15 protein-coding genes, 1 tRNA gene and 1 pseudogene are annotated in these 21,332 nt (G+C 48.8%); 14 read left to right on the top strand and 3 right to left on the bottom strand.

From position 1 onward, the window contains the following. Positions 1-29 precede the first annotated feature (29 nt). From bglX to BFO_RS15375, 5 genes are all read left to right on the top strand, one after another. The gene (gene bglX / locus BFO_RS09520) at positions 30-2,303 is read left to right on the top strand and encodes a beta-glucosidase BglX (protein WP_080561803.1); all 2,274 of its coding nucleotides are present in this window, start codon (positions 30-32) and stop codon (positions 2,301-2,303) included. 45 nt (positions 2,304-2,348) lie between these two features. Beyond that, positions 2,349-3,122, top strand: coding sequence for a hypothetical protein (locus BFO_RS09515; RefSeq protein ID WP_157755311.1), 774 nt, complete (start codon positions 2,349-2,351; stop codon positions 3,120-3,122). Then, a complete protein-coding gene (locus tag BFO_RS09510) occupies positions 3,119-4,024 on the top strand; it encodes a hypothetical protein (protein ID WP_041590847.1) in 906 nt (301 codons plus the stop codon). Before BFO_RS09515 ends, BFO_RS09510 begins: the two co-directional genes overlap by 4 nt. Before the next feature lie 191 nt (positions 4,025-4,215). Beyond that, a complete protein-coding gene (locus BFO_RS09505) occupies positions 4,216-4,851 on the top strand; it encodes a 6-bladed beta-propeller (RefSeq protein WP_099046122.1) in 636 nt (211 codons plus the stop codon). Continuing rightward, entirely contained in the window at positions 4,823-5,104 is a 282-nt protein-coding gene (locus BFO_RS15375) for a hypothetical protein (protein WP_041590845.1), read from the top strand. Before BFO_RS09505 ends, BFO_RS15375 begins: the two co-directional genes overlap by 29 nt. A gap of 118 nt (positions 5,105-5,222) precedes the next feature. On the opposite strand, the gene BFO_RS09495 is transcribed toward BFO_RS15375, so the two are convergent. Beyond that, positions 5,223-5,294, bottom strand: a tRNA-Met gene (locus tag BFO_RS09495). A gap of 145 nt (positions 5,295-5,439) precedes the next feature. On the opposite strand from BFO_RS09495, the gene BFO_RS09490 reads away from it, so the two are divergent. The 5 genes and pseudogenes from BFO_RS09490 to BFO_RS09470 all read left to right on the top strand — a co-directional run bounded on the left by BFO_RS09490 (position 5,440) and on the right by BFO_RS09470 (position 9,724). After that, entirely contained in the window at positions 5,440-6,045 is a 606-nt protein-coding gene (locus BFO_RS09490; protein ID WP_041590844.1) for a TetR/AcrR family transcriptional regulator, read from the top strand. Next, positions 6,035-6,979 (top strand): 3-oxoacyl-ACP synthase III family protein, encoded by a 945-nt coding sequence (locus BFO_RS09485; RefSeq protein WP_014225485.1) that lies wholly within the window; start codon positions 6,035-6,037, stop codon positions 6,977-6,979. The genes BFO_RS09490 and BFO_RS09485 overlap by 11 nt, the downstream gene beginning before the upstream one ends. Before the next feature lie 53 nt (positions 6,980-7,032). After that, positions 7,033-7,779, top strand: a complete 747-nt coding sequence (gene fabG / locus BFO_RS09480) for a 3-oxoacyl-[acyl-carrier-protein] reductase (RefSeq protein WP_014225484.1) — start codon at positions 7,033-7,035, stop codon at positions 7,777-7,779. Between the two features lie 185 nt (positions 7,780-7,964). Next, positions 7,965-8,936, top strand: a pseudogene (locus BFO_RS09475) (serine hydrolase domain-containing protein); the annotation flags it as partial. A 116-nt stretch (positions 8,937-9,052) separates the two neighbouring features. Next, positions 9,053-9,724: an RluA family pseudouridine synthase gene (locus BFO_RS09470; RefSeq protein WP_014225482.1), complete on the top strand. Its 672-nt coding sequence runs from the start codon at positions 9,053-9,055 to the stop codon at positions 9,722-9,724. Between the two features lie 63 nt (positions 9,725-9,787). Here BFO_RS09470 and BFO_RS16660 read toward each other — a convergent pair whose 3' ends face one another. Further along, on the bottom strand, positions 9,788-10,903 hold the full coding sequence (locus BFO_RS16660; RefSeq protein ID WP_014225481.1) for a TlpA disulfide reductase family protein: 1,116 nt from the start codon (positions 10,901-10,903) through the stop codon (positions 9,788-9,790). A 513-nt stretch (positions 10,904-11,416) separates the two neighbouring features. On the opposite strand from BFO_RS16660, the gene BFO_RS09460 reads away from it, so the two are divergent. Continuing rightward, a complete protein-coding gene (locus tag BFO_RS09460) occupies positions 11,417-17,218 on the top strand; it encodes a hypothetical protein (RefSeq protein ID WP_014225478.1) in 5,802 nt (1,933 codons plus the stop codon). 221 nt (positions 17,219-17,439) lie between these two features. Here BFO_RS09460 and BFO_RS09455 read toward each other — a convergent pair whose 3' ends face one another. Then, entirely contained in the window at positions 17,440-18,780 is a 1,341-nt protein-coding gene (locus tag BFO_RS09455; protein WP_014223539.1) for an IS1380 family transposase, read from the bottom strand. A gap of 95 nt (positions 18,781-18,875) precedes the next feature. Between BFO_RS09455 and BFO_RS09450 the strand changes: the two genes are divergently transcribed. From BFO_RS09450 to creD, 3 genes are all read left to right on the top strand, one after another. Next, on the top strand, positions 18,876-19,526 hold the full coding sequence (locus BFO_RS09450; protein ID WP_041590843.1) for a hypothetical protein: 651 nt from the start codon (positions 18,876-18,878) through the stop codon (positions 19,524-19,526). Next, a complete protein-coding gene (locus BFO_RS09445; protein WP_014225474.1) occupies positions 19,523-19,837 on the top strand; it encodes a winged helix-turn-helix domain-containing protein in 315 nt (104 codons plus the stop codon). The genes BFO_RS09450 and BFO_RS09445 overlap by 4 nt, the downstream gene beginning before the upstream one ends. Before the next feature lie 90 nt (positions 19,838-19,927). Further along, positions 19,928-21,328 carry a cell envelope integrity protein CreD gene (gene creD, locus BFO_RS09440; protein ID WP_014225473.1) on the top strand — a complete coding sequence of 467 codons (1,401 nt, stop codon included), beginning with the start codon at positions 19,928-19,930 and terminating at the stop codon, positions 21,326-21,328. Positions 21,329-21,332 lie beyond the last annotated feature (4 nt).

Below are 21,332 nucleotides of genomic sequence, written 5' to 3'. Positions count from 1 at the left end.
TACATTAATTTATTTAATAAACAGAGTCTATGAAGAATCATATGGTGAGCTTCATATTAGCGGGGTGCTGGTTCGTATCTGCGACGGTTGCAGGCCAAGAAGCCTCGAAGATGGACCGGTTTATCGACGAGCTGATGAGCCGAATGACGCTGCAGGAGAAGATCGGTCAGTTGAATCTGCCTGTATCGGGAAATATCGTCACGGGTGAAGCTAAGAGCAGCGATATTGCGGCGAAGATTGCACGTGGCGAGGTCGGTGGGCTCTTCAATCTGAAAGGGGTTGCGAATATCCGTGCCCTGCAAGAGATTGCCGTAGAAAAAAGCCGTTTGAAGATACCGCTTCTCTTTGGAATGGATGTGATTCACGGCTATGAAACCGTTTTCCCGATTCCTCTTGCGTTGGCATGCAGCTGGGACATGGACGCCGTGAAACAGTCGGCGCGTATCGCGGCTGTGGAGGCTTCGGCCGACGGCATCTGCTGGACGTTCAGTCCGATGGTTGATCTCTGTCGGGATGGCCGTTGGGGACGGATGGCCGAAGGAGCCGGCGAAGACCCGTATCTGGGCGCACAGATCGCCCGGGCAATGGTCGAAGGGTATCAGGGGCATGATTTATCTGCCGGGAACACCCTCATGGCATGCGTGAAGCACTTCGCTCTTTACGGAGCCTCGGAAGCCGGACGCGATTATAATACGGTCGACATGAGCCGGCGCACCATGTTCAACGATTACTTCCCGCCGTATAAGGCAGCCATCGACGCCGGAGCCGGATCGGTGATGACTTCGTTCAACGTCGTCGACGGTATCCCCGCAACAGGCAACAAGTGGCTGCTGACCGATGTGCTGCGCAATATATGGGGCTTCAAAGGCTTTGTCGTGACGGATTATACGGCCATTGCGGAGATGACCGAGCACGGCATGGGCGATCTGAAACAAGCCTCCGCGCTCGCACTTCGTGCCGGCACAGACATGGATATGGTCTCCGACGGATTTGCCGGTACACTCGAAGCATCGCTCAACGAAGGGACAGTGACACTCGAAGCAATCGATCGTGCCTGCCGGCGGATATTGGAGGCCAAGTACAGACTGGGACTGTTCGACGATCCTTACCGTTATCTGGATGCCCGTCGGGCCGAAAAGGAAATCTTCACCTCGGCGCATCGGGCCGAAGCCCGTCGCATAGCAGCGCAAACGTTTGTACTGCTCAAAAACGACGGCGGAATATTACCGCTTTCACGCAGCGGACGTATCGCGCTGGTAGGCCCGATGGCCGACAGTCGCTTCGATATGCCCGGAACGTGGAGTGTCGCCGCCCGTCCCGAAGGATACAAGTCACTCTACGAGGCAATGAAAGACGCCGCAGGCACGAAGGCGGAGGTCGTATACGCCAAAGGGTCGAACCTGATGCACGATGCCGGACTGGAGAAAAACGCGAAGGCTTTCGGAGGCCCGGAAAGAGACGGGCGTCCGGCGGAAGCAATCCTGCATGAGGCGCTCGAAGCAGCTGCCGGTGCCGATGTGATCGTAACCGCTGTAGGCGAATCGTCGGGGATGAGCGGCGAATGCAGCAGCCGAAGCGACCTCACCTTGCCCGACGCCCAGCGCGATCTGCTGGCCGCCTTAGAAAAGACCGGAAAACCGATCGTACTCGTGTATTTCTCGGGCCGCAGCACGGTGATGACGTGGGAGAACGAACATATCCCGGCCATTCTTAACGTATGGTTCGGAGGAAGCGAAGCAGGCGACGCCATCTGCGACGTGCTGTTCGGCGACCGGGTGCCGGGCGGACGGTTAGTCACCTCCATGCCTAAAAGCACCGGACAGCTCCCCCTCTACTACAATCACTTGAATACCGGACGTCCCGAACGCCAATGGTTCTCCAAATTCCGCAGCAATTTCCTCGATGTAGACAACGATCCGCTTTTCCCGTTCGGCTACGGACTCTCGTACACGACTTTCTCATACGGTGAAGTGCGGCTCGACCGTCATACGCTGCACGAAGGCGGCAAAATCACGGCTGCAGTCGATGTAACGAACACGGGGGCATACGACGCCGACGAGGTGGTACAACTCTATATCCGCGATGTGGCAGGCAGTGTCTCGCGGCCGGTCATAGAACTGAAAGGATTCCGGCGAATCAGTCTGAAACGCGGCGAAACGAAGACCGTATCGTTCGATGTCACGACGGACGATCTCCGCTTTTATAACGCCGACCTCGACTATGTGTACGAACCGGGCGAGTTCGAACTGATGATCGGCCGTAACAGCGCCGACGTCCAAACGGTTCGGTTTAGTCTTGAATAAAACAGGAACATCGCGTACTTTTTAGTGATCTTTGTAACGGATTTCATGAGTTTAAGACATCCATTTGTCATACCATACATTCCCGTCATCATGCAGCTCCTCCTTTTTTCATGCGGAGGCGCATATCATGACCAACAACTGCTGCATGAGGCGGGAATGTTATCGGACTCGTTGCCCGCAGATGCCTTGACAAAACTGCAAGCCGTCAATAACAGTGGAAACTTCAAGAGACCCGACTATGCAAAGTACGGACTGTTGCTTACCCGTACGATGCTGATGACGGGGAACCGGATTCCTTCGGACTCGCTCGTCAGTCTTGCGATTGCCTATTATCGAAAGACAAACAATTCTACCGCACTGTTCGATGCCTTGTACACCAAAGCGATGTTTTTCTTCTCTACCTCGGCGTATGACTCGGCGCTGCATTACTTTGCTGCTGCCGAGAACGTCATTCCTCCCGGAGTGAGTCAACGCAAACGCATCCGTACGCAACGCATGTCCGGCTATGCGAACTTATATCTTGGTCGTACGAAAGCAGCCATAAAGAATTACCGTACAGTACTCGGCCTTCTTGACGGAGAAACGAATGCCAAGGCAAAAGTTTATGTATTATTGGATCTGGCACAGGCTTATAAATACGATCATGCAATTGAAGAAGCCCTTAATCTGTGTCGGGAAGCGTTGGCTCTGGCCGAGAAAAACCATGCTCCCGATCAGCAAAGCGTCGCTCTCAGCAGGCTAAGCGATCTGTATGCCGCGGCCGGGACGATTTTAAAGAAGCCCTACGATACAAGAAGCAGGAACATGCCTTGCGGGTGAATCGCGAAGAGATTCCGACACGCAGCCTGTCACAGGCCATGCTGTTTGACAAGCAAAACCAGCCTGACTCGGCCCGATACTATCTCGAACAGGCCCTTCAGGGAAACGATCATGTCGTGGCCGATATCGCCTATGGCTTTTTGTGCGACTGGTATGAAAAGCAGGGACTGCATGACAAAGCCTTCGGCACCCTGCGGAAGAAACAGGAGACCAAGCAACATATCGAATTGAGCATCCGGATGGCAGCCCTTGAGCGCCGGTACGAAAGCGAACGGCTGAAGAACGAGAACAACCGGCTCAAAATCGAACAGAAAGAAAAAGATATTCTACTGTTAGTCGTCCTTCTGGTTGTATTTGCAGTTTCCGTTAGCTTGTTCTTTGTTTTCTGGCGACAGAAGAAAAACCGGCAAGCGCTTCGCCTGCAAGCCAAAACCAGAGAGTTGGAACATCAAAATGTGTTGTTTAAACAGCAACAGGAAATCAGTGCGCTACGAGAAAAAGAAGCACTACTGCGAGAATCGCTGTTCCGACGCATCCACTTCTTCCACCGTATACCGTCGTTACATATCGATGAAGAAAATGCAGGTGAACAACACGAAACATTACCCGATACCGGTAACAAAATCAGGATGAAAGAAACCGATTGGGCCGAGCTTACGCGAAGTGTCAACGAAGTCTATCCCGGATTTATCGAGCAGCTTAAAACGCAATACCCGTCGTTAACCGACGACGATCTTTATTTCTGCTGTTTCGTGAAGATGAGGGTCAACCTGCAAGACTTGTCCGACATTTATTGCATAACAAAATCAGCTGTCACCAAACGAAAGTATCGCCTGAAAACCGACAAGTTCAAAATCACCGAAAAACATATCGATCTCGATACATTCCTGCAAGATCAGTAAAGGTCACAACATAATTGTCCGCCTTATTTCAAACGCCATATTTTATAAACAACAACTATTCAACAAAATAACATTAAACAAGCATCACGTATTGTCCGCCTGAAAATTTCACCGCACCGCCTGTTCAAGCTATTTTTGTCGTACCGATTGAAACTAATTCCAAATGTTATAACATTAAAAACAATGAAAGTATGGACAAGAAACATTTTCTTATGGCTTTTCTGCTATGTGGCGGAATGATGTTACCGGGATGCAAAAACGAAAAAGCAACCGGATTGAATGACATGGAGGTGGTCGCTGAAAAAGTGAAAGTCGGCGACTCCGAAGTGATTTCGTGCGATCTGACGAAGCTCAAAGATACGGTCGATCTGCCGCTGAGCCTCTTTGCGGAAGAGTTACAGCTGGTCAAGCTTGATAACCGTGACGAAGCATTGGTAGGCGGTGGAGCAACATTCGTGAGCGAACATTATATTTTGGTGCGTAACAACCGTAACAATCCGTTCAAACTATTCGACAAAAGCGGCAAGTTTATCACCGCGATCGGAGCATTCGGACAGGGGCCGAACGAGTATCAGAATGTGTATGACGAATGGCTGGACGAGCAGAGCGGGCAGATATTCCTCCTCCCGTGGCAAAGCGACAAGGTATTACGTTTTAACTTGCAGGGTGAACCGCTCGACCCTATCCCGTTGAGATACCGTGTGCCGAAAGGCAAAATCTTTGTTGATGCCGGCGCGTCTAAAATCTCGGTTTTCATGTTGCCCTTCGCCGGTGCTCCTGCCGTGGCATGGACGCAGGATGTATCCTGCCAAATTTATCGTCGATAAGCACACGCTGAAAGGCGCATTCTACAAAATACACAACGACTATTTAGGCGATATACCTCTGGAATGGCCTACGTTTTATAACGGATATTATGTATGGAATGTGGATCCGGGCGATTTAATCGACCAATTGGATGCGCAGCTTAAAAACAACACATCGTTAAAAGAAAAAGCACGTAAACGTTTACAGGAGATTCGCAACGATATTCGTGAGAGCGATAACAACTATATCTTCTATGCGGAATTAAAGAAGTAGTCTCCTACTCCCTCACATTTTAACGATGGATTAGAGAAAATTTCTTCGAAAAAAAACAGGCCAGTCAATCTATTAGAAAAGGCGGATTCCGATATTCGGAAGTCTGCCTTTGAAATAGTTGCGGAGGCAAGATTCGAACTTACGACCTTTGGGTTATGAGCCCAACGAGCTACCACTGCTCCACTCCGCGATATAGCCTCAATTTTTTGTTTGAGGCTGCAAAGATACAACATCGTTTTGAAAAAACAAAATATTTCGTTTTTTTTCCTGTACATTCGTAAATTGCAACTTTTTTATCTATTTTTGCGCACAAATTCAACAGAAGTGTGCAGTTTATGTCCATAACCGTCTCCAAAACGCGTGATACCTTAGTTGATGTCGCTCGTCAACTCTTTGCTCGCATGGGGTATCATCATACGACAATGAACGACATTGCACAAGCTTCGCAAAAGGGAAGACGCACGCTATATACCTACTTCAAGAACAAAGACGATATCTTTTCGGCAGTCGTGGAAGCGGAGCTTAACAAGCTGCTCGAGATGCTGCTTGAAGTCGCCGCGAAACAACTACCGGCCGACGAGAAACTGATTTCTTTCATATATATGCGGTTAGATGCGGTCAAGACGATCGTATTCCGTAACGGAACATTGCGGGCTACGTTCTTCCGCGATATTTGGCGGGTCGAGAAAGCCCGTAAAAAATTTGATCAGCGCGAAACGGAGATCATCTGTAACATTCTGGAAGAAGGTGTCAAAACAGGTATCTTCCATGTACCCGACATCCGGGTGACGGCGCTGATTATCCATCATGCACTGAAAGGACTGGAGGTTCCCTACATCCGCGGACATCTCAGCGACTCGGAAAGAGACCGGATCATTGAGCGGCAGAACATGATGAATCTCATCTTCAATGGTATTAAAATCAAGAACAATGTATATTAACGCTACAGGATTTTATCTTCCTGAACAACGGATTCCCAATTCATTTTATACGGAAAGAGCAGGACTGACGGACGACTGGATTGTGCAGCGCACCGGCATAAAAACACGAGCGCGGGCGCAAGCCAACGAGAACATCAATACGATGGGGCTCGAAGCCGTACGAAACGCCTTGCCTTGGCTCCCATACGATATTAAAGACGTAGACCTCATCGTGGCTGCCACGTATTCACCGTACGACACCGTCGGCACAGCCGCTCATGTCGTACAGCACGCCTATGGAATTGAGAATGCCAAAGCATTCACCATCTCGTCGGCCTGTTCGTCGTTCGTGAACGCGCTTGAGATCATCGAAGGATATTTTGCTTGTGGGAAGGCACGCAAAGCACTGATTATCGGAGGAGATAAAAATTCGGCATACAGTAATGAGGACGATCCGAAGGCCGGCCACCTTTGGGGCGACACGGCCGTGGCTTTCTTTATTTCGAACGAACGCGTACATGAAAAGGACTACGAAGTGCTGGAGATTTACACCGAGGCGCTCGGTACGCTCGGGAAAGGCCCTGAAGGCATCCAGCTGCGTCCGCGCGACGGGGGAATCCGTATGCCCGAAGGCAAAGACGTCTTCATACAGGCGTGCACGTACATGCCTAAAAATGCCAAACGCCTGCTGGAAAAGAGAGGCTATACGTTCGACGATCTCAGCTACTTCATCGGACATCAGGCTAATCTGCGCATCTTGAAAAACATCGCAAACAACCTCCGCATACCCGACGAAAAAATCCTGAGTAACATCGAAGGACTGGGCAATACCGGCTCGGCCAGTTGTGCGCTCGTCTTCGCCCAGCATATCGACCGGTTCAAGAAGAATGACCTTGTGTGCATCAGTGTTTTCGGCGGCGGATATTCGGCCGGTGCCTGTCTCATCCGTATATAATTAAGACACTATAAAGACTTTACGAATTATAAACCTTTAAAAATTCAATAAAAATGAAACTACTGGAAGGAAAGACAGCCCTGGTGACAGGCGCTGCACGAGGTATCGGAAAAGCGATTGCCCTGAAATTTGCTTCGGAAGGAGCAAACATTGCATTTACCGATCTGGCGATCGACGAGAACGCACAGGCGACGGGAAAAGAAATCGCGGCCTTGGGCGTGAAAGTGAAAGGATATGCCTCGAATGCGGCGAACTTTGACGAAACGCATCAGGTGGTCGAAGAGATTGTGAAGGACTTCGGCGGTGTGGATATCCTCGTCAACAACGCAGGCATCACGAAAGACGGCCTGATGCTGCGCATGAGCGAAGCACAATGGGATGCCGTCATCGCCGTCAACTTGAAATCGGCGTTCAACTTCGTTCACGCCTGTCTGCCCGTCATGATGCGCCGGCGTAGCGGAAACATCATCAACATGGCTTCGGTCGTAGGTGTACACGGCAATGCCAGTCAGGCGAACTATGCGGCTTCGAAGGCCGGCATGATTGCCATGGCCAAGTCCATCGCACAGGAGATGGGACCGAAAGGCATCCGCGCCAACGCCATCGCTCCGGGCTTTATCGAAACAGCCATGACGGCAGCGCTGCCCGAAAACATCCGCGAAGAATGGATCAAGAAAATTCCCTTGCGCCGCGGAGGTACACCCGAAGATGTAGCCAACATCGCCGTGTTCCTTGCTTCCGACATGTCGTCGTACGTTTCCGGACAGGTACTTCAGGTCGATGGCGGAATGAATATGTAACGAGGGCGAAGCACACAAGCCTTCTCCCGAACAAAAACCGTATTATGAAACGGACAAACGATTTTCTTACGTGGTGGTTATGCCTTGTCCTGCTGTCTTTCTGCGTACCGATGAATGCACGGTACTCCGCGCCCGCAGAAAGCAGCGGCATGGCTACCTCCGGTAAGCTCGAACACATTGATCCGTTGCCGCGTAACAGAGACGCCGCACGGAAGATAGACCCCGTCATCGCGCGCTATCTGGAAGCCGTCCGTTCGGCCGGCCACGATTTGCACAGTGTCATGGTCGTGCAGCATGGCGAAGTAATTGCCGAACATTGGTTAGGCGATCATGCTCCGAATCAGCTGCACATCCTCAACTCCGTCAGCAAAACGTTTACTTCGATGGCCGTAGGCTTTGCCGTGGCCGAAGGGCGTATCCGGACGACCGACAAAGTCGTCGATTTCTTCCCCGATAAACTACCGGCAAACGTAGACGAAAAGCTGAAGAAGATGGAAATACGCCACCTGCTCACCATGTCGTGCGGACACGATACCGATCCGACATCCAACATCCGTCAGCATCACGACAAAGACTGGGTTGCCGAATTTCTGGCCGCTCCGCTCGCGCATGAGCCGGGCCAGGTATTCGTTTACAACAGTCTGGCCACGTATATACTTGCAGCCATCGTGCAGAAAGTTACAGACGAGAAAACGGTCGATTACCTCCGCCCGCGTCTCTTCGATCCGCTCGGCATCGACACGGTGAGATGGGATGAAAGTCCGCAGGGCATCAACTGCGGCGGATGGGGATTGTACGTCCGTACCGAAGATATGGCCAAGCTCGGACAGTTTCTCCTGCAAAGAGGACAATGGAAAGGGAACCAGCTGCTTCCTGCCGCGTGGATCGACGAAGCCAGCACTTCGCACATTGCTTCGCTCCCTGCCGGCGCACGCCGCGAAACGCTCAAAATTAAACCCGAAGACAGTGACTGGTTGCAAGGCTATGGTTACCAGATGTGGCGATGCCGACATAACGCCTTCCGTGCCGACGGCGCCAACGGACAGTTCATTGTCGTCTTGCCCGAAAAAGACGCTGTTATCGTCACTACGGCACACATCGGCGACATGCAAGCCGAACTGAACATGATTTGGGAACATCTGCTGCCCGCTCTGTAGTCGTGCAGCGGAACAAAGACACCTTTCTACGGATCAGAAACAAGATGCCGCGACATATCCGACGACCACATGACGTCGGCCCGATGATCTGTATGAAATCCTAAAAAACGAAACGTATGGAAGTCATCTACGAAGACAATCATTTGATTGCGGTAAACAAAAACTGTCATGAGCTGGTGCAGGGCGACAAAACGGGCGATACCTCGCTGGCCGATCTGCTGAAGACGTGGCTGAAAGAAAAGTATGCCAAGCCCGGCAATGTGTTTGTGGGTGTCACGCATCGCCTCGACCGTCCAGTGACGGGCGTCGTCGTCTTTGCCAAAACGAGCAAAGCGCTTGCCCGGATGAACGAGTTATTTCGCACAGGAGAGATAAAGAAAACGTATTGGGCTATTGTACGCAATCGTCCGCCCGAAGTAGAGCAAGAGTTGACACACTGGCTCATACGCAATGAGAAGCAGAACAAAAGCTACGTTTGTACTCCATCACAAAAACGGGATGCGCGAAAAGCCGTATTACATTACCGCCTCCTCGCGCAATCCGAAAATTATTACCTCCTTGAAATCGACCTGCAAACGGGCCGGCATCATCAGATCCGCTGCCAGCTTGCGGCCATCGGTTGCCCCATCCGGGGAGATCTCAAATACGGCGCCGGTCGCTCCAATCCCGACGGGGGAATCAGCCTGCACGCCCGTCGCGTATCGTTTGTTCATCCGGTATCGAAACGACCGATTAATATCGTCGCGCCCGTACCGGACGAACCGCTTTGGAAAGCGCTGACGGAATAAACACACAAAGCGCCCACCTCCGACGGAAAGAAAGGAGGAGCTATTCCTCCCTCCTATCCGATCTTATTTCTTAGCAAACAGTTCTTCGAGCTTCTTATTTAACTCGTCGCCCATCAGATTGCGTGCCAGAATCGTGCCGTCCCTGTCGACGAGGACGGTGCACGGGATGCTGTTCACACCGTAAAGTGCCGCACCGCCGGACTTCCAGCCTTTCAGGTCGGAGAGATGAATCCAGTCCATCTTCTTTTCTTTGATCGTTTTCAACCAAGCCTCTTCCTCCTTGTCGAGCGAAATGCCGACAATCTCGAACCCTTTCTTGCGATACGTCTTGTACGTTGCCGTCAGGTTCGGCATTTCATGCATGCACGGCCCGCACCACGAGGCCCAGAAATCGATCAGCACGATCTTCTTACCTTGTCCGACGTAATCGGACAACTTACGCATTTTTCCTTTCGGACCGGGCATCTCGAAGTCGACGAATGTCTTCCCCGGAGCAACACTTTTCAGCACTTCAAGGTGAGCGACCATCGGGCCGATACCGGGAAGACTCATAAACGTCGAATCGGCTTTGGCGAAGATGGCTTCCTGTTCCCCTTCATCAATATAGTAGCGAAATTCGTGCAACAGCTTGGCTGCCGACAGCTTTGTCGGATTCGCCTCGATATACGCTTTCACGGCATTCAACACGTCCATATCAATCTGATACGCCTTCTTTTCCGCTTCCCGATCGCCTGCTCGGATGGCTTTCACCAAGTCGGCATACCCTTTGCGTGCGGTCGCAATCGACTCGCGTACAGTCTTGAACGCATCATTTTCCGGCGTCCCCGTCACATACGAAAACGTATCAAGCACGGCTTGCATTTTTCCATCCTGCAAAATGAAAAAAGTCGAGAATGCCGACGATTCGCCCGGTCGTGCCGCCTCCTCTTCTTCAAAAGAAAGTTTACAGAGCTGTCCATTCGTTGCAGCGCCCTCGAACGTAAACGCATTCTTCGAAATCAGCGCACTGTCAATCACCCCTCCTTCTTTCCCGAAAGAACTCAGATAGACGTATCGCCCTTCCACGTCCGTACGCGTCTCGGCAATCCGTCCCTCAATCACGTAACCGGCCTTTTGTCCGCCCCGGTTACACCCGGTTAAAGCGGCTATCGAAACCGCAAGTACAAAAATCTTTTTCATAACAACCATCTTTTAAATTTTCAATCCAATCTATCTACATTTATATAACAATTTATATAACAATCACGGTACTCAATGGTTCTCCTCTATTTTTCCTTTTCTTTTCGGAGATTCCCTGACAAACGGGAGACAAAGATACGCATATAAAAACCAAAATTTGCAAACATCATCGGGGTTATATTATTTGTCCGACAAAAAAATCGTTTGAGATAACCAATACCCATTGATAGAATTATTGAACAACGCATAACCATAAACGCATCATTCGTTTTTCTCTTTGTGTTTTTTTATCAAAGAATTGTTGTTTTAAAAAAATCATTTATTTTTGCGCCGTAATTCAATATTATAGCAAAAATGAATCTATATCATTGGAATGTTCTTTCCCCATTGAGTATAACAGAAACGAAAGAGCCTCTATATAATATTTTCCTGTCTCCGTCACCCCATAATCTGTGACGATCATACCTGCGAACAATACTTTTTCTATATTAATTCTTTATAACAACAAAAAAAATGAAAAGAAAGTACAGATGGAATTATTCCCGTCATTTACTGACCTTGCTCCGAGGACTCCTCATTTTCTTCTGCTTAGTCAGCACAATAGAGGCGGCACAGGCGCAAACGACTGTCAGAGTAGCTGACGGCTATCCGAAATTCACCGGCGGAAACCGATTGGTAGCCTACGGTGAACCGCTTACCATCGCCTATCGGTTTACTCCACAGGGGGGACCCCTGACCGACGCCAAGGTACAGCTTCAATTGCCGAACGATGTCGAAGTAGAGAATCCTCAAGTGACCATAGGCGGCATCGGAATCACTAAAACGCAGGCCGGGCAGACGGTCACGCTGAGTTTTAACGGAGCCATACCGAAAGATCACGAAGTGGAAGTACAGGTCGATGTAAAAGCGACTGGCTGTATTACACCCGGTGTTGTCCAATTCACGGTAAAAGTGTTGAGCGGTACGGATTCCAAGGTGAGCGCTAATCTTACAGCCAATGCTGCACGGCCTGTTCTGCAGATCGGCTTGCCGGCAGGCGGCGACAATATCAATTTCAACGGTATCCCAACGACACCCAAGACTGTCACTACGTATTTGAGGACAGCATCAGCCGACAAAGCATCGTCGGCACAAGTGACATACACCGTCAGTACATCGGAAGTCACACTTTCCGAGTTTAAGCTCAACGGTAGCCCACTGACCCCCACCGAAACGAACCTGCCCGACGGGAAACGTACCTACACGCTTACTTTCGCTTCACCTGCAACTATGGGAGGCAGCATGATCGACAACACTAACAGCAAACAGATCACTTTCAAGGCTGTAGGTACGCCCGTCATCTGCGGCTACCAGAAGATTTCCGCCACGGCACGCTTTCCACATAACGGCGCCGCATGCCATACTTCGTCCGAGCAACAGATCATGCTTGCGATGGGCGGATCGGGCTCCACACCGGCATTTTCGGCTACCAGCTGTCAGTACGTAGCCGCAAACAACAGCAGCGCAGCACCTATAGCCCCTAAAGACGTCCCTAAAGACGGCTCGCTTACATGGGTCAGAACAGTGTTTACCAACAGCAGTACCGCCGCTATCCGCAAGTTCTCCGTGGATTGTAGAATTAATGGGGGCCTTAGTTATTACGGCTGCATCGACACATCCAAAATATTCGTCCAGAATGGCAACGGTCCTTTAAAAAAAATCTCTCCCCTTAAACGTTACACCTACAGCTTTAACGACAGAAAATTAAAATCGTCGTTTACGGGTATGATCGATAATTTCATCAACATGGAAGTCTATGAGATGATTCCGGCCGGTCAGACCGTGACCCTCTATGTAGCCACTCACAACGGCAATGTATTCGAGGAGCCGACAAACGAAAGGTTCCGGTGGACCGGTTACGGTACTCCAGACTGTCATAGCTTGGAAGTCTTCATACATTCCATAGAAGGCTTTTGTTCAAAGAATACAGGAAAGATAAAAACAGAAACGTTACCGAAAGTAATTCTCCCTATGTTTACCAATCAGGTAAGCATAAACAGTCAGACATGTAAAGGGGAACAAACCTTTAAACGAACGGTACCGATCACATTAGGCCAGATCGATGCAGCTCCTTCCGTGTTTACCGTAACAGCGCCGGCGTGGCTGAGTATCGAAGACTTAAAAATAACGCTCAATGAAAATGGGACAGGCTCTTTCCCTGCCACCGTAACTTTTACTCCGACCTCTCATTCGTCTAGCAAGCGTTCTTTCAAGATAACATCAAGCGCAAGCATTTCGGGCGCAACTCGAGGATATCTGCATGTTACCTTCAAGTCGCCTGCTTGTGTCGCACCATTAACGAATCGTTCGGATACTATTTATTATACGACCGACCAACTATGGGGCAGTACAACCCTGACGAAAGTAGGATACCTGAAGCAGGGGGTCAGTCATATCTGCAAGAGTGAGGGCATCGCCCTTGATACGTTCTACCTCAAGCGTCACGAGAATTCCGTTGGATATAAAGATACCGATAATGACGGTAACCCTGATAACGGCACTCAGAAACTGCCCGAGGCGGATGTCAACCACAAACGCTTTGCCAGCGAAGACGAAGGTTCATTCCATTGGAGGGGAAAAGTAGAAGGCTCACCGGGAGATCCGGATCGTTACGAATACCTTTATCTGCCGATAGACGGTACGGCGGCCGTCGCGAGAAATACGGTATACGGATTTATCCCGAACCTTAGCAGCGGCCATGTCGAGATAAAAGTAAACGGTGCAAACAAGACCAATGATGCCACGGTTGACCACACGGTCATGACGGGGAATAAAAACTACTTCATGATCCGTTATCCGGACAAATTCAAACCTGGTGACAATATCGAAATCCGGATCGATTTTACCCCTGCTATCCGAGTGAATGGAATATATACAATTACGAATGCTACCTTGACAAGCTATTTCAAGGTGAGCGAAAACGCATTGACCAATCCGTTTACCGAAGGAAAAGGCAGCGACGATATACAGGTGAATGGCATAAATGCCCATTTAGTAAAGCCTTCATCAATATCGACATACGGCGGCAATCCTATTGTCGTATTCGAAAGCAGAATGCCCAAAACGAATCTGCTATTCGATTGGGAAGCGACCATGGTTTACCTTAATGGTAAGTTCGAAAATGAAGCGCGCTATTTTTATTACGTGAAAAAGGTAACCTACAAACTGCCGCCGGGTTATACGATGGAAGATCAGATCACCGTAAGCAAAAGAAACGATCCATCGCTCGGTACCAAAACACTGACTTCCGAACCGGGTTCTACGCCAAGCGAGAGAACCTACGACTTCTCCAAACTATTCCAAACCGACAATCCTGCCGGCACGCTAACCGGAGGCAAGTGGCGGCTCTGGAAAGACCAGTGGTACTTGGATCCGAAAGTAACATTGAAGATCAATCCGTCGTTGGTTCAGCACGACACTTCCAAAGTGGTTATTACACGCACTTTTCATAATCTCCGCACCGGACAGGACGAAGAATTGCATTCAACGTATTGGCCGCTCTTGATTTGGAATTCCAAAGCAAACTTCACCATCGATCAGCCGAATACCGATATCGTTTCCTATGGCCCTTATACCACCGGGCCACGACTGAAGTTGAGCAACAAGACCTCCGCTGCCTTGAATAACATATGGTTCTACTTCAAAGGAAAAGTAAAAGACGTTAAACTGATCGCCAACGGTATAGAGCATACGGGCATTAATGTCACCGGCACTGACGGCGGCTGCTGGGTAAACGTACCCAACCTGCCCGCAAATAACGACATGATCTATAACCCTGTTTATACCAGTTTAGTCACGGAATGCCCCCACAGCGAGGTAGCAGTATATGCCTGCTCGGCCTTCGGTTCGACATGGACTCCTACGACTACCGCTCCGCTGGATATCGACGACGAACATATCATTGATAAAAAAATCTTCCGTATCATACTTTCTTCTTCAGCGAAAATTGACGGCACGATTACCAGCAACCTCAATACCGTCAAAGCCAGCCCTAACGATGCATCCAACGCTTATACAGTCACGGCTGAACTAAGCTCCAACGCATCCGAAGGGATGGTGAAAAATGTGGAGATGGAATTCAAGGTACCCATAGGACAAGTCTATGTGCCAGGCAGTGCCGAAATCGAATACCCTATAGGCACAACGAATCCGTTACCGAGCGGTTCGACGTTAGAAAGCGTGTTAACTAACACGTTTGGACCCGCATCCGACGACAGCACTGCGCGTTCCGCACGCCTGAAACTGAATGATACCGGTCTTCCCGCATTGGGAAATAACGTAATTCTGCCCGGTGCATCAGGCAATCCGCCCGCTGTAGATACGGTAAAGCGCACGGCACGCATCCGAATGAAATTCAGAGCCTTGTGTTCAACTCAAATATTCGATCCCATCAAATATTCCGGCATTGTATATGGCAAAAATATCTGTGGAGGCAATGCAAACGGGGATGGAGTCTCGATTGTATCGCAGAATATCAAACCGGATATAAACTACGATTACGATTTCGAGATGCAAATAGCCCCCCAATCAGCGACATCCGACCATACATCCTTTGCCTTTAACGAAGGTTATACTCGAGACACGCTGAAGCTCACTATTAAGAGACACTACGGTTCGGCTCAAGATATGAAATCCGGAGACTATCTCGCCGTAGAACTGCCCAAGGAACTCGACATCGATAGTTTTTATATCCATTATAAAGGAGTATCGGGAAGCCTGAGTGGGCTAAATAAACGCGACTCCATTGTCGGCAATACCATTGTTGCAGGCGTACGTACACTCAAGCTGCCTTTCCCGATCAGCGAATATAACATAGACGCAACCAAGGGATACAACTCCGTAATCCATTGCTTCATCCCTGTTATCTATACACCTGACGGACAGACACGGGCAGGAAATCCCATCGATTCGATACGCAGTTCCATACGCAGTACGGTGACATTTAAAGGAGGCTGTCCCGATGTACCGATGAAACTTGGCCTTAAAACACAGAAAGTCGCTCTCTTCACGGCTGTCGAGTATCCTCATATCGCATGGATTGGTGACACGGCACGGTTCCAGATCACCAGCCACGGGTTCGACGGCAAATGGTACAAAGAAAAAACCGGTGGAATAGTTGCAAACACCGAGAATCCGTGGATCAATATTCCCACCGATACGGCGATGGTAGGCGATACGGTCTTCTATTTCACCCCTGTAATAAACAATACGGAATACGGGAATGGTAACCTCCGTCTGCCTTATCGTGTCCGGATATGGCTTCGTCCATGGTTTATCAAGAATCTGGATACGATGAAGTATATCTGTACCGATCACGATACGCTTCGTGTCAAGGCCGGCGGTATGGATGTAAGTTACAGATGGTACAAGGACGGCGATTCCATCGCCGGAGCAACCGATACGTTCTTCGTAGTTACTCAGCCGGGCAAGTATCATGTGATGGTCAAGGATACCGTTACACCGCCCAATATCATCAGTTCGGATACAATGAACGTATACTTCCGTGAGTTTCCCGTTATCACCAAAGACCTCAAAGCCCCCCGTCGAGACTGTGACAGGCTCAGCTACGTTTTGGAAGTGGGCACCCAAGGGCATCATCTGCTCTACCAATGGTACAGAAACGGATTGCCCATACCCGGAGCCCATCAAAGGAGTTATCGCGCTTTAGCCAAAGACTCTTCGGGATTCTATCGCGTTACGGTCAAAAACATCTGCGGCGACAGTATATCCAGCCGGCAATGTTACATCAGTTTCTGTGATGAGAAGATAAGCGGGATAGGAAGACGCATCGAACTGATCGTACCCAATACGGCCGAAACGACCCCTCCGGCAAACGGTTTGATCTATGTAAACAGTCGGCAGGATTTCGTATTCACCATAAAAGCCAGAAAAGGATACAGCGTAAAATATATGACAATCACCACCGACAGCCCGATATGGACAGAATTCAGTGGAGGTATTCAGCGAACAATGCTTTCCGACAGTGTAGTGCAAGTGCGCATACAAACGGTTACAAGAGACCTGAAAGTAACCGTATCGGGTATTACTCCGTTAGCCAATACGAACATCACGGAGCAACCTCAAAAGGCATGGGCGCATAAAGGCAAACTGTACGTAGAGACGGAGCGCAATGAAACGGTCTATATTTACACTGTGACGGGACAACTGTACAAACGCGAAGACGCACAGGCCGGTTTGAGTGTTTTTGACCTCGAAAGCGGATACTATATCATTCGATTGGCCAGCGGATATTCCGGTAAAGTCTTTATCGAATAAGTCTACCGTCCATTCAAAGTAACATTTATCCAAAAGGGTATCTGTCAAATCATCCCGGAATGATTACAGATACCCTTTGTACTTTTTTCATATCGGATCATTTCTCCTGCGAAGCCTTCCTGCGGTTATCTCAACTGCATCTATACAACAAGCGACTTGTCGTGATCGGGAAGAACCTGCCCCAATCTTTTTCACGATTTTATTTGCCGGTTTAACCCAGATTACGCAATAGGAATTTTTTGGTTCAGATTTATGGGGTAATCCCATAGTCCGATGAACCATTTTCGTCGTTTTTTAGTAAGTGCTATTTTTAGTTTGAGCGTATCGCCGGTCCTTTCAAAATATGCCCCTATAGCAAAGGTTCTGTAACGCAGTGTAGATAGTGTTTTTTGCGTTTTTTCTTGAAGAACAAATAGACGGAACAGAGACATTAAATTGTAGGCTGTCATCGAAAAAATCAAGGCAGCTTCGGTTGCATAAAAGTCTTTTAGATTAAAACTTTCAGCCCCAAAATCCTGCTTCAACTCTTTTATTCTGTTCTCAGCATCTCCCCGCATACGGTAGGTTCTCCAAACATCGACCATTGAGCAGGTTTGATTCGTAAAATAGGCAGAGTATCGGTAGTTACGATGGATTTCATCTTCGGGGAAAAGGCTCAACTGTTTTCCGCCCGCTTGAGGTCTTTTCTCTATTTTTTGCCTTACAATAACGATTCTTCTTGGTTTTTGCCAAGATTGTGCCTGATAGGTTTTGTCGCAAATCTCTATACCGTCATCTACTTTTACCCAAAAATCCTGTTTGTCTATCAGGTGTTGAATGGGGTGTGTAAATCGGGCTGCAACAATGTAAGGTAAAGATTTTTCCTCCAAACAGTCAAATATATTTCCCTGGCAAAAACCGCTGTCAAGTCGTACCAAGCCGACTTTTTTGTTGCCAAACATGGCTAAAGTCTCTTCCAAAAAACCAATGAAATTATGGGAAGCATTCGTGTTTCCGCTACGAAGCCAAAAATTGGCAACCATTTTTATATCGTTGACAAATGCAATGAGGGGATGATGACTTTTTCTGCCCTTTTTCTTAGGATTATAGCCTTTTGTAGCGCCATCCTGTTCCCCATAACGAGTAATTACCGAAGAGTCAATATCGAGTGTAAAAAAGTTAATATTCAAACTCTTGAAAAACCAACTAAAGAAATGACGAGCAACTTCCAAATTGGTTTTGGCATTGAATTTGGAAAAATATCGCTTGTAAACGTCTTGTGCAGGGGTATGTTTCCAACCGAAGATGTGTCCCAATGCCTTATCTGCCCGAGTAACCTCGGTATGCAAAAAGCGGTTGGCACCACACCAAATACTGGTTATAAAAGACTCTAAAATTACGTCCACATCATAAGCACGATTAGAGTTTTGGGTAGGTAAAGAATGGCAAGAAAACACCTGTTCTTTAAACCCGATTTTGTCTAACATTTGCTTCAAAAATACCATTCCGCCCCAAGGCGTAATCTCTTTATTGGTAAAGGATAACTCAAACTTCATACCGGCTTTGTGTCTATCGCTACGCATTAGAAATTATAAAATGCAAAGATAAGATTTTTTCTATCGCGGAATCTGGGTTTAAATCTTTGCATTAACTTTGCACCGCAAAGCACTTTAAAAAAATGGAAAATAAAGAAGTATTCAACACCTTAAACGAAATCAGGTCTTTGATGGAGAAATCGTCAAAGGTTTTGAGTTTAAGTGGTGCATCGGCCATTTTAGTCGGGGGGTATGCGTGTATTTCGGCAGTCGTGGCGTATTACATGCTGGGCGGTACGGGTGGATGGTCGCAAGACCTGCTTTCGTTTCCGCGCCTGCAGGTCAACACGCCTTATCGCATGCAGTTAATGCTGATCTTTGCGGCAATACTCGTTGTGCTGTGTCTGACCACAGTATTCTTTTTCTCACGACGGAAAGCAAAACGCAGCGGACAGCGATTCGTGTTCGACCGTACAGCCCAACGGATGTTACTGAACTTTTTTCTGCCGCTCGCTGTAGGCGGTATTCTCTGCCTCTCGCTGATCTGGAAACAGCACTACGGACTGACCTCGTCAGTCATGCTGATTTTCTACGGCATCGCTTTAATCAATGCCTCGAGTTATACGTATTCGAATACGCGCTATCTGGGTTATGCCGAACTGCTGCTCGGTCTGGCCGACAGCTTTGTCGAAGGACACGCCTTGTTATTCTGGACCATGGGCTTCGGAGTCTTTCACATCGTTTACGGCATTTTCTTTCATCTCAAATACGACCGGCCTACCCCCACCCGATGAAACCGATACCGGAAGATCTAAACAAAGCGTTTGAAAGCAAGGTGCGGTTAGGCATCATGTCCGTACTGATGGCCAACGAATCGGTCGATTTCGTCACGATGAAATCGCTGCTCGAGTTGACGGACGGTAACCTGGCCAGTCATATGCGCAGTCTGGAAGCGCTCGGCTATCTTCAGAGCAGCAAGCAGTTTATCGGACGTAAACCGAATACGACATTTGCCATCACGAAGAGCGGACGTGAAGCATTCATCGCCCACATCAACGCCCTCGAAGCCTTCCTGAAAGAACGGATGAAACCATATCAAAAATAATTTTTTTACATATCAACTTTGCAATTCAAAGTTCTTTTCATATACAAGCATTAATTTATCCATAATATAAACAAGTAAAAAAAGAAAAAAATGATGGAAACTCAAAAAATCAATTCGCAAGCAGAACACAATCCGACAGTCTCCCGGCATGAAGTTCCTCCTCTTGTCAGAGACAGGTTGAATTTACCTCCGCATTGGCGGATGTTCATCAAAGTAACATTGATCGGAGTATTGACCGTACTGCTGATGATCCCGATGATGATGATCGAAAACCTGATCGGTGAGCGAGAGCGAACGGCCGAAAGTGCGACCGACGAGGTACATCAGAAATGGAGCGGCGCGCAGACCGTGCTCGGCCCCGTGCTGACCATCCCGTTCAAAGAAGTCGTCAGAATGGATAGTGACGGGAAAACTGAGAAAATCATCAGCGTCATCAATGTACTGCCCGAAACACTCGAGATCACCGGCGACATCCGAACGGAAGAACTGAAGCGCGGTCTGTACGAAGTCATCGTCTATAATTCCCCCATCAAGATGAAAGGGACATTCGTGTTGCCTGAAGACCTGAGCATTTCGGGAGGCAGCCTGAACGATCTGCAATTAGATGAGGCGATGATCAACATCGGTATGTCTGACCTGCGCGGTATCGAAGAACAGGTAACGATGACTTTCGGGGAACAGACGCTGGTTTTCAATCCGGGTATTCCGCATAGCCAGCTGCTAACCTCGGGCGTATCGTGTAAGGCGGACGTTCGCCCTCTGTTCAGCCGCAGGCAAACTGTGTCGTTCTCCGTAAGACTGCAACTCAAAGGATCGGAGTCGCTCTATTTCGCTCCGCTCGGTAAGACGACGAGTGTAGCGCTGACCTCAGACTGCCGAACACCAAGTTTCACCGGTGCCTTCCTGCCCGATCATCGCAATGTAATGGAAACGGGCTTTACGAGCGACTGGAAAGTGATGCACCTGAACCGCAACTACCCACAGGTGCTAACCGAGGACAACTGGAACGACGAAGTTGATCAATCGGTCTTCGGCGTAGACATGCTGATGCCTGTGCAACATTATCAAAAATCGATGCGCTCGGTCAAGTATGCGATGCTGATCATCCTGCTCACGTTTGTCGTCAGTTTCTTCGTCGAAGTGCTGCAAAAGAAACAGGTACACCCGTTTCAGTATCTGCTTATCGGGTTGGCATTATGCCTGTTCTATTCACTGTTGATCTCCATCTCGGAGCATACGGGCTTTACGACAGCTTATACCGTGGCATCGGCCATGACCGTGTCGCTGATCACATGCTATATGGCCGGCATACTGAAAATCAAACGCACGGCATTGACTGTCGGTGCACTGCTGACCTGCCTGTACGTGTATGTTTTCGTACTGATACAAATGGAGACATATGCCTTGCTTGCAGGAAGTATCGGGTTGTTTGTGATTCTTGCGGTTGTCATGTACGTGTCGCAACGTATCGACTGGAGCGGCCGGGAATAAGGAG

This window comes from Tannerella forsythia 92A2, assembly GCF_000238215.1.
Lineage (GTDB): Bacteria > Bacteroidota > Bacteroidia > Bacteroidales > Tannerellaceae > Tannerella > Tannerella forsythia.
This window is presented reverse-complemented; position numbering and strand designations above follow the sequence as displayed.

What these genes read in the sequence shown, in the direction of transcription:
- bglX (WP_080561803.1), top strand. Translation starts at nt 30, where the DNA reads ATGAAGAATCATATGGTGAGCTTCATATTAGCGGGGTGCTGGTTCGTA.
- BFO_RS09515 (WP_157755311.1), top strand. Translation starts at nt 2,349, where the DNA reads ATGAGTTTAAGACATCCATTTGTCATACCATACATTCCCGTCATCATG.
- BFO_RS09505 (WP_099046122.1), top strand. Translation starts at nt 4,216, where the DNA reads ATGGACAAGAAACATTTTCTTATGGCTTTTCTGCTATGTGGCGGAATG.
- BFO_RS15375 (WP_041590845.1), top strand. Translation starts at nt 4,823, where the DNA reads ATGTATCCTGCCAAATTTATCGTCGATAAGCACACGCTGAAAGGCGCA.
- BFO_RS09490 (WP_041590844.1), top strand. Translation starts at nt 5,440, where the DNA reads ATGTCCATAACCGTCTCCAAAACGCGTGATACCTTAGTTGATGTCGCT.
- BFO_RS09485 (WP_014225485.1), top strand. Translation starts at nt 6,035, where the DNA reads ATGTATATTAACGCTACAGGATTTTATCTTCCTGAACAACGGATTCCC.
- fabG (WP_014225484.1), top strand. Translation starts at nt 7,033, where the DNA reads ATGAAACTACTGGAAGGAAAGACAGCCCTGGTGACAGGCGCTGCACGA.
- BFO_RS09470 (WP_014225482.1), top strand. Translation starts at nt 9,053, where the DNA reads ATGGAAGTCATCTACGAAGACAATCATTTGATTGCGGTAAACAAAAAC.
- BFO_RS16660 (WP_014225481.1), bottom strand. Translation starts at nt 10,903, where the DNA reads ATGAAAAAGATTTTTGTACTTGCGGTTTCGATAGCCGCTTTAACCGGG.
- BFO_RS09460 (WP_014225478.1), top strand. Translation starts at nt 11,417, where the DNA reads ATGAAAAGAAAGTACAGATGGAATTATTCCCGTCATTTACTGACCTTG.
- BFO_RS09455 (WP_014223539.1), bottom strand. Translation starts at nt 18,780, where the DNA reads ATGCGTAGCGATAGACACAAAGCCGGTATGAAGTTTGAGTTATCCTTT.
- BFO_RS09450 (WP_041590843.1), top strand. Translation starts at nt 18,876, where the DNA reads ATGGAAAATAAAGAAGTATTCAACACCTTAAACGAAATCAGGTCTTTG.
- BFO_RS09445 (WP_014225474.1), top strand. Translation starts at nt 19,523, where the DNA reads ATGAAACCGATACCGGAAGATCTAAACAAAGCGTTTGAAAGCAAGGTG.
- creD (WP_014225473.1), top strand. Translation starts at nt 19,928, where the DNA reads ATGATGGAAACTCAAAAAATCAATTCGCAAGCAGAACACAATCCGACA.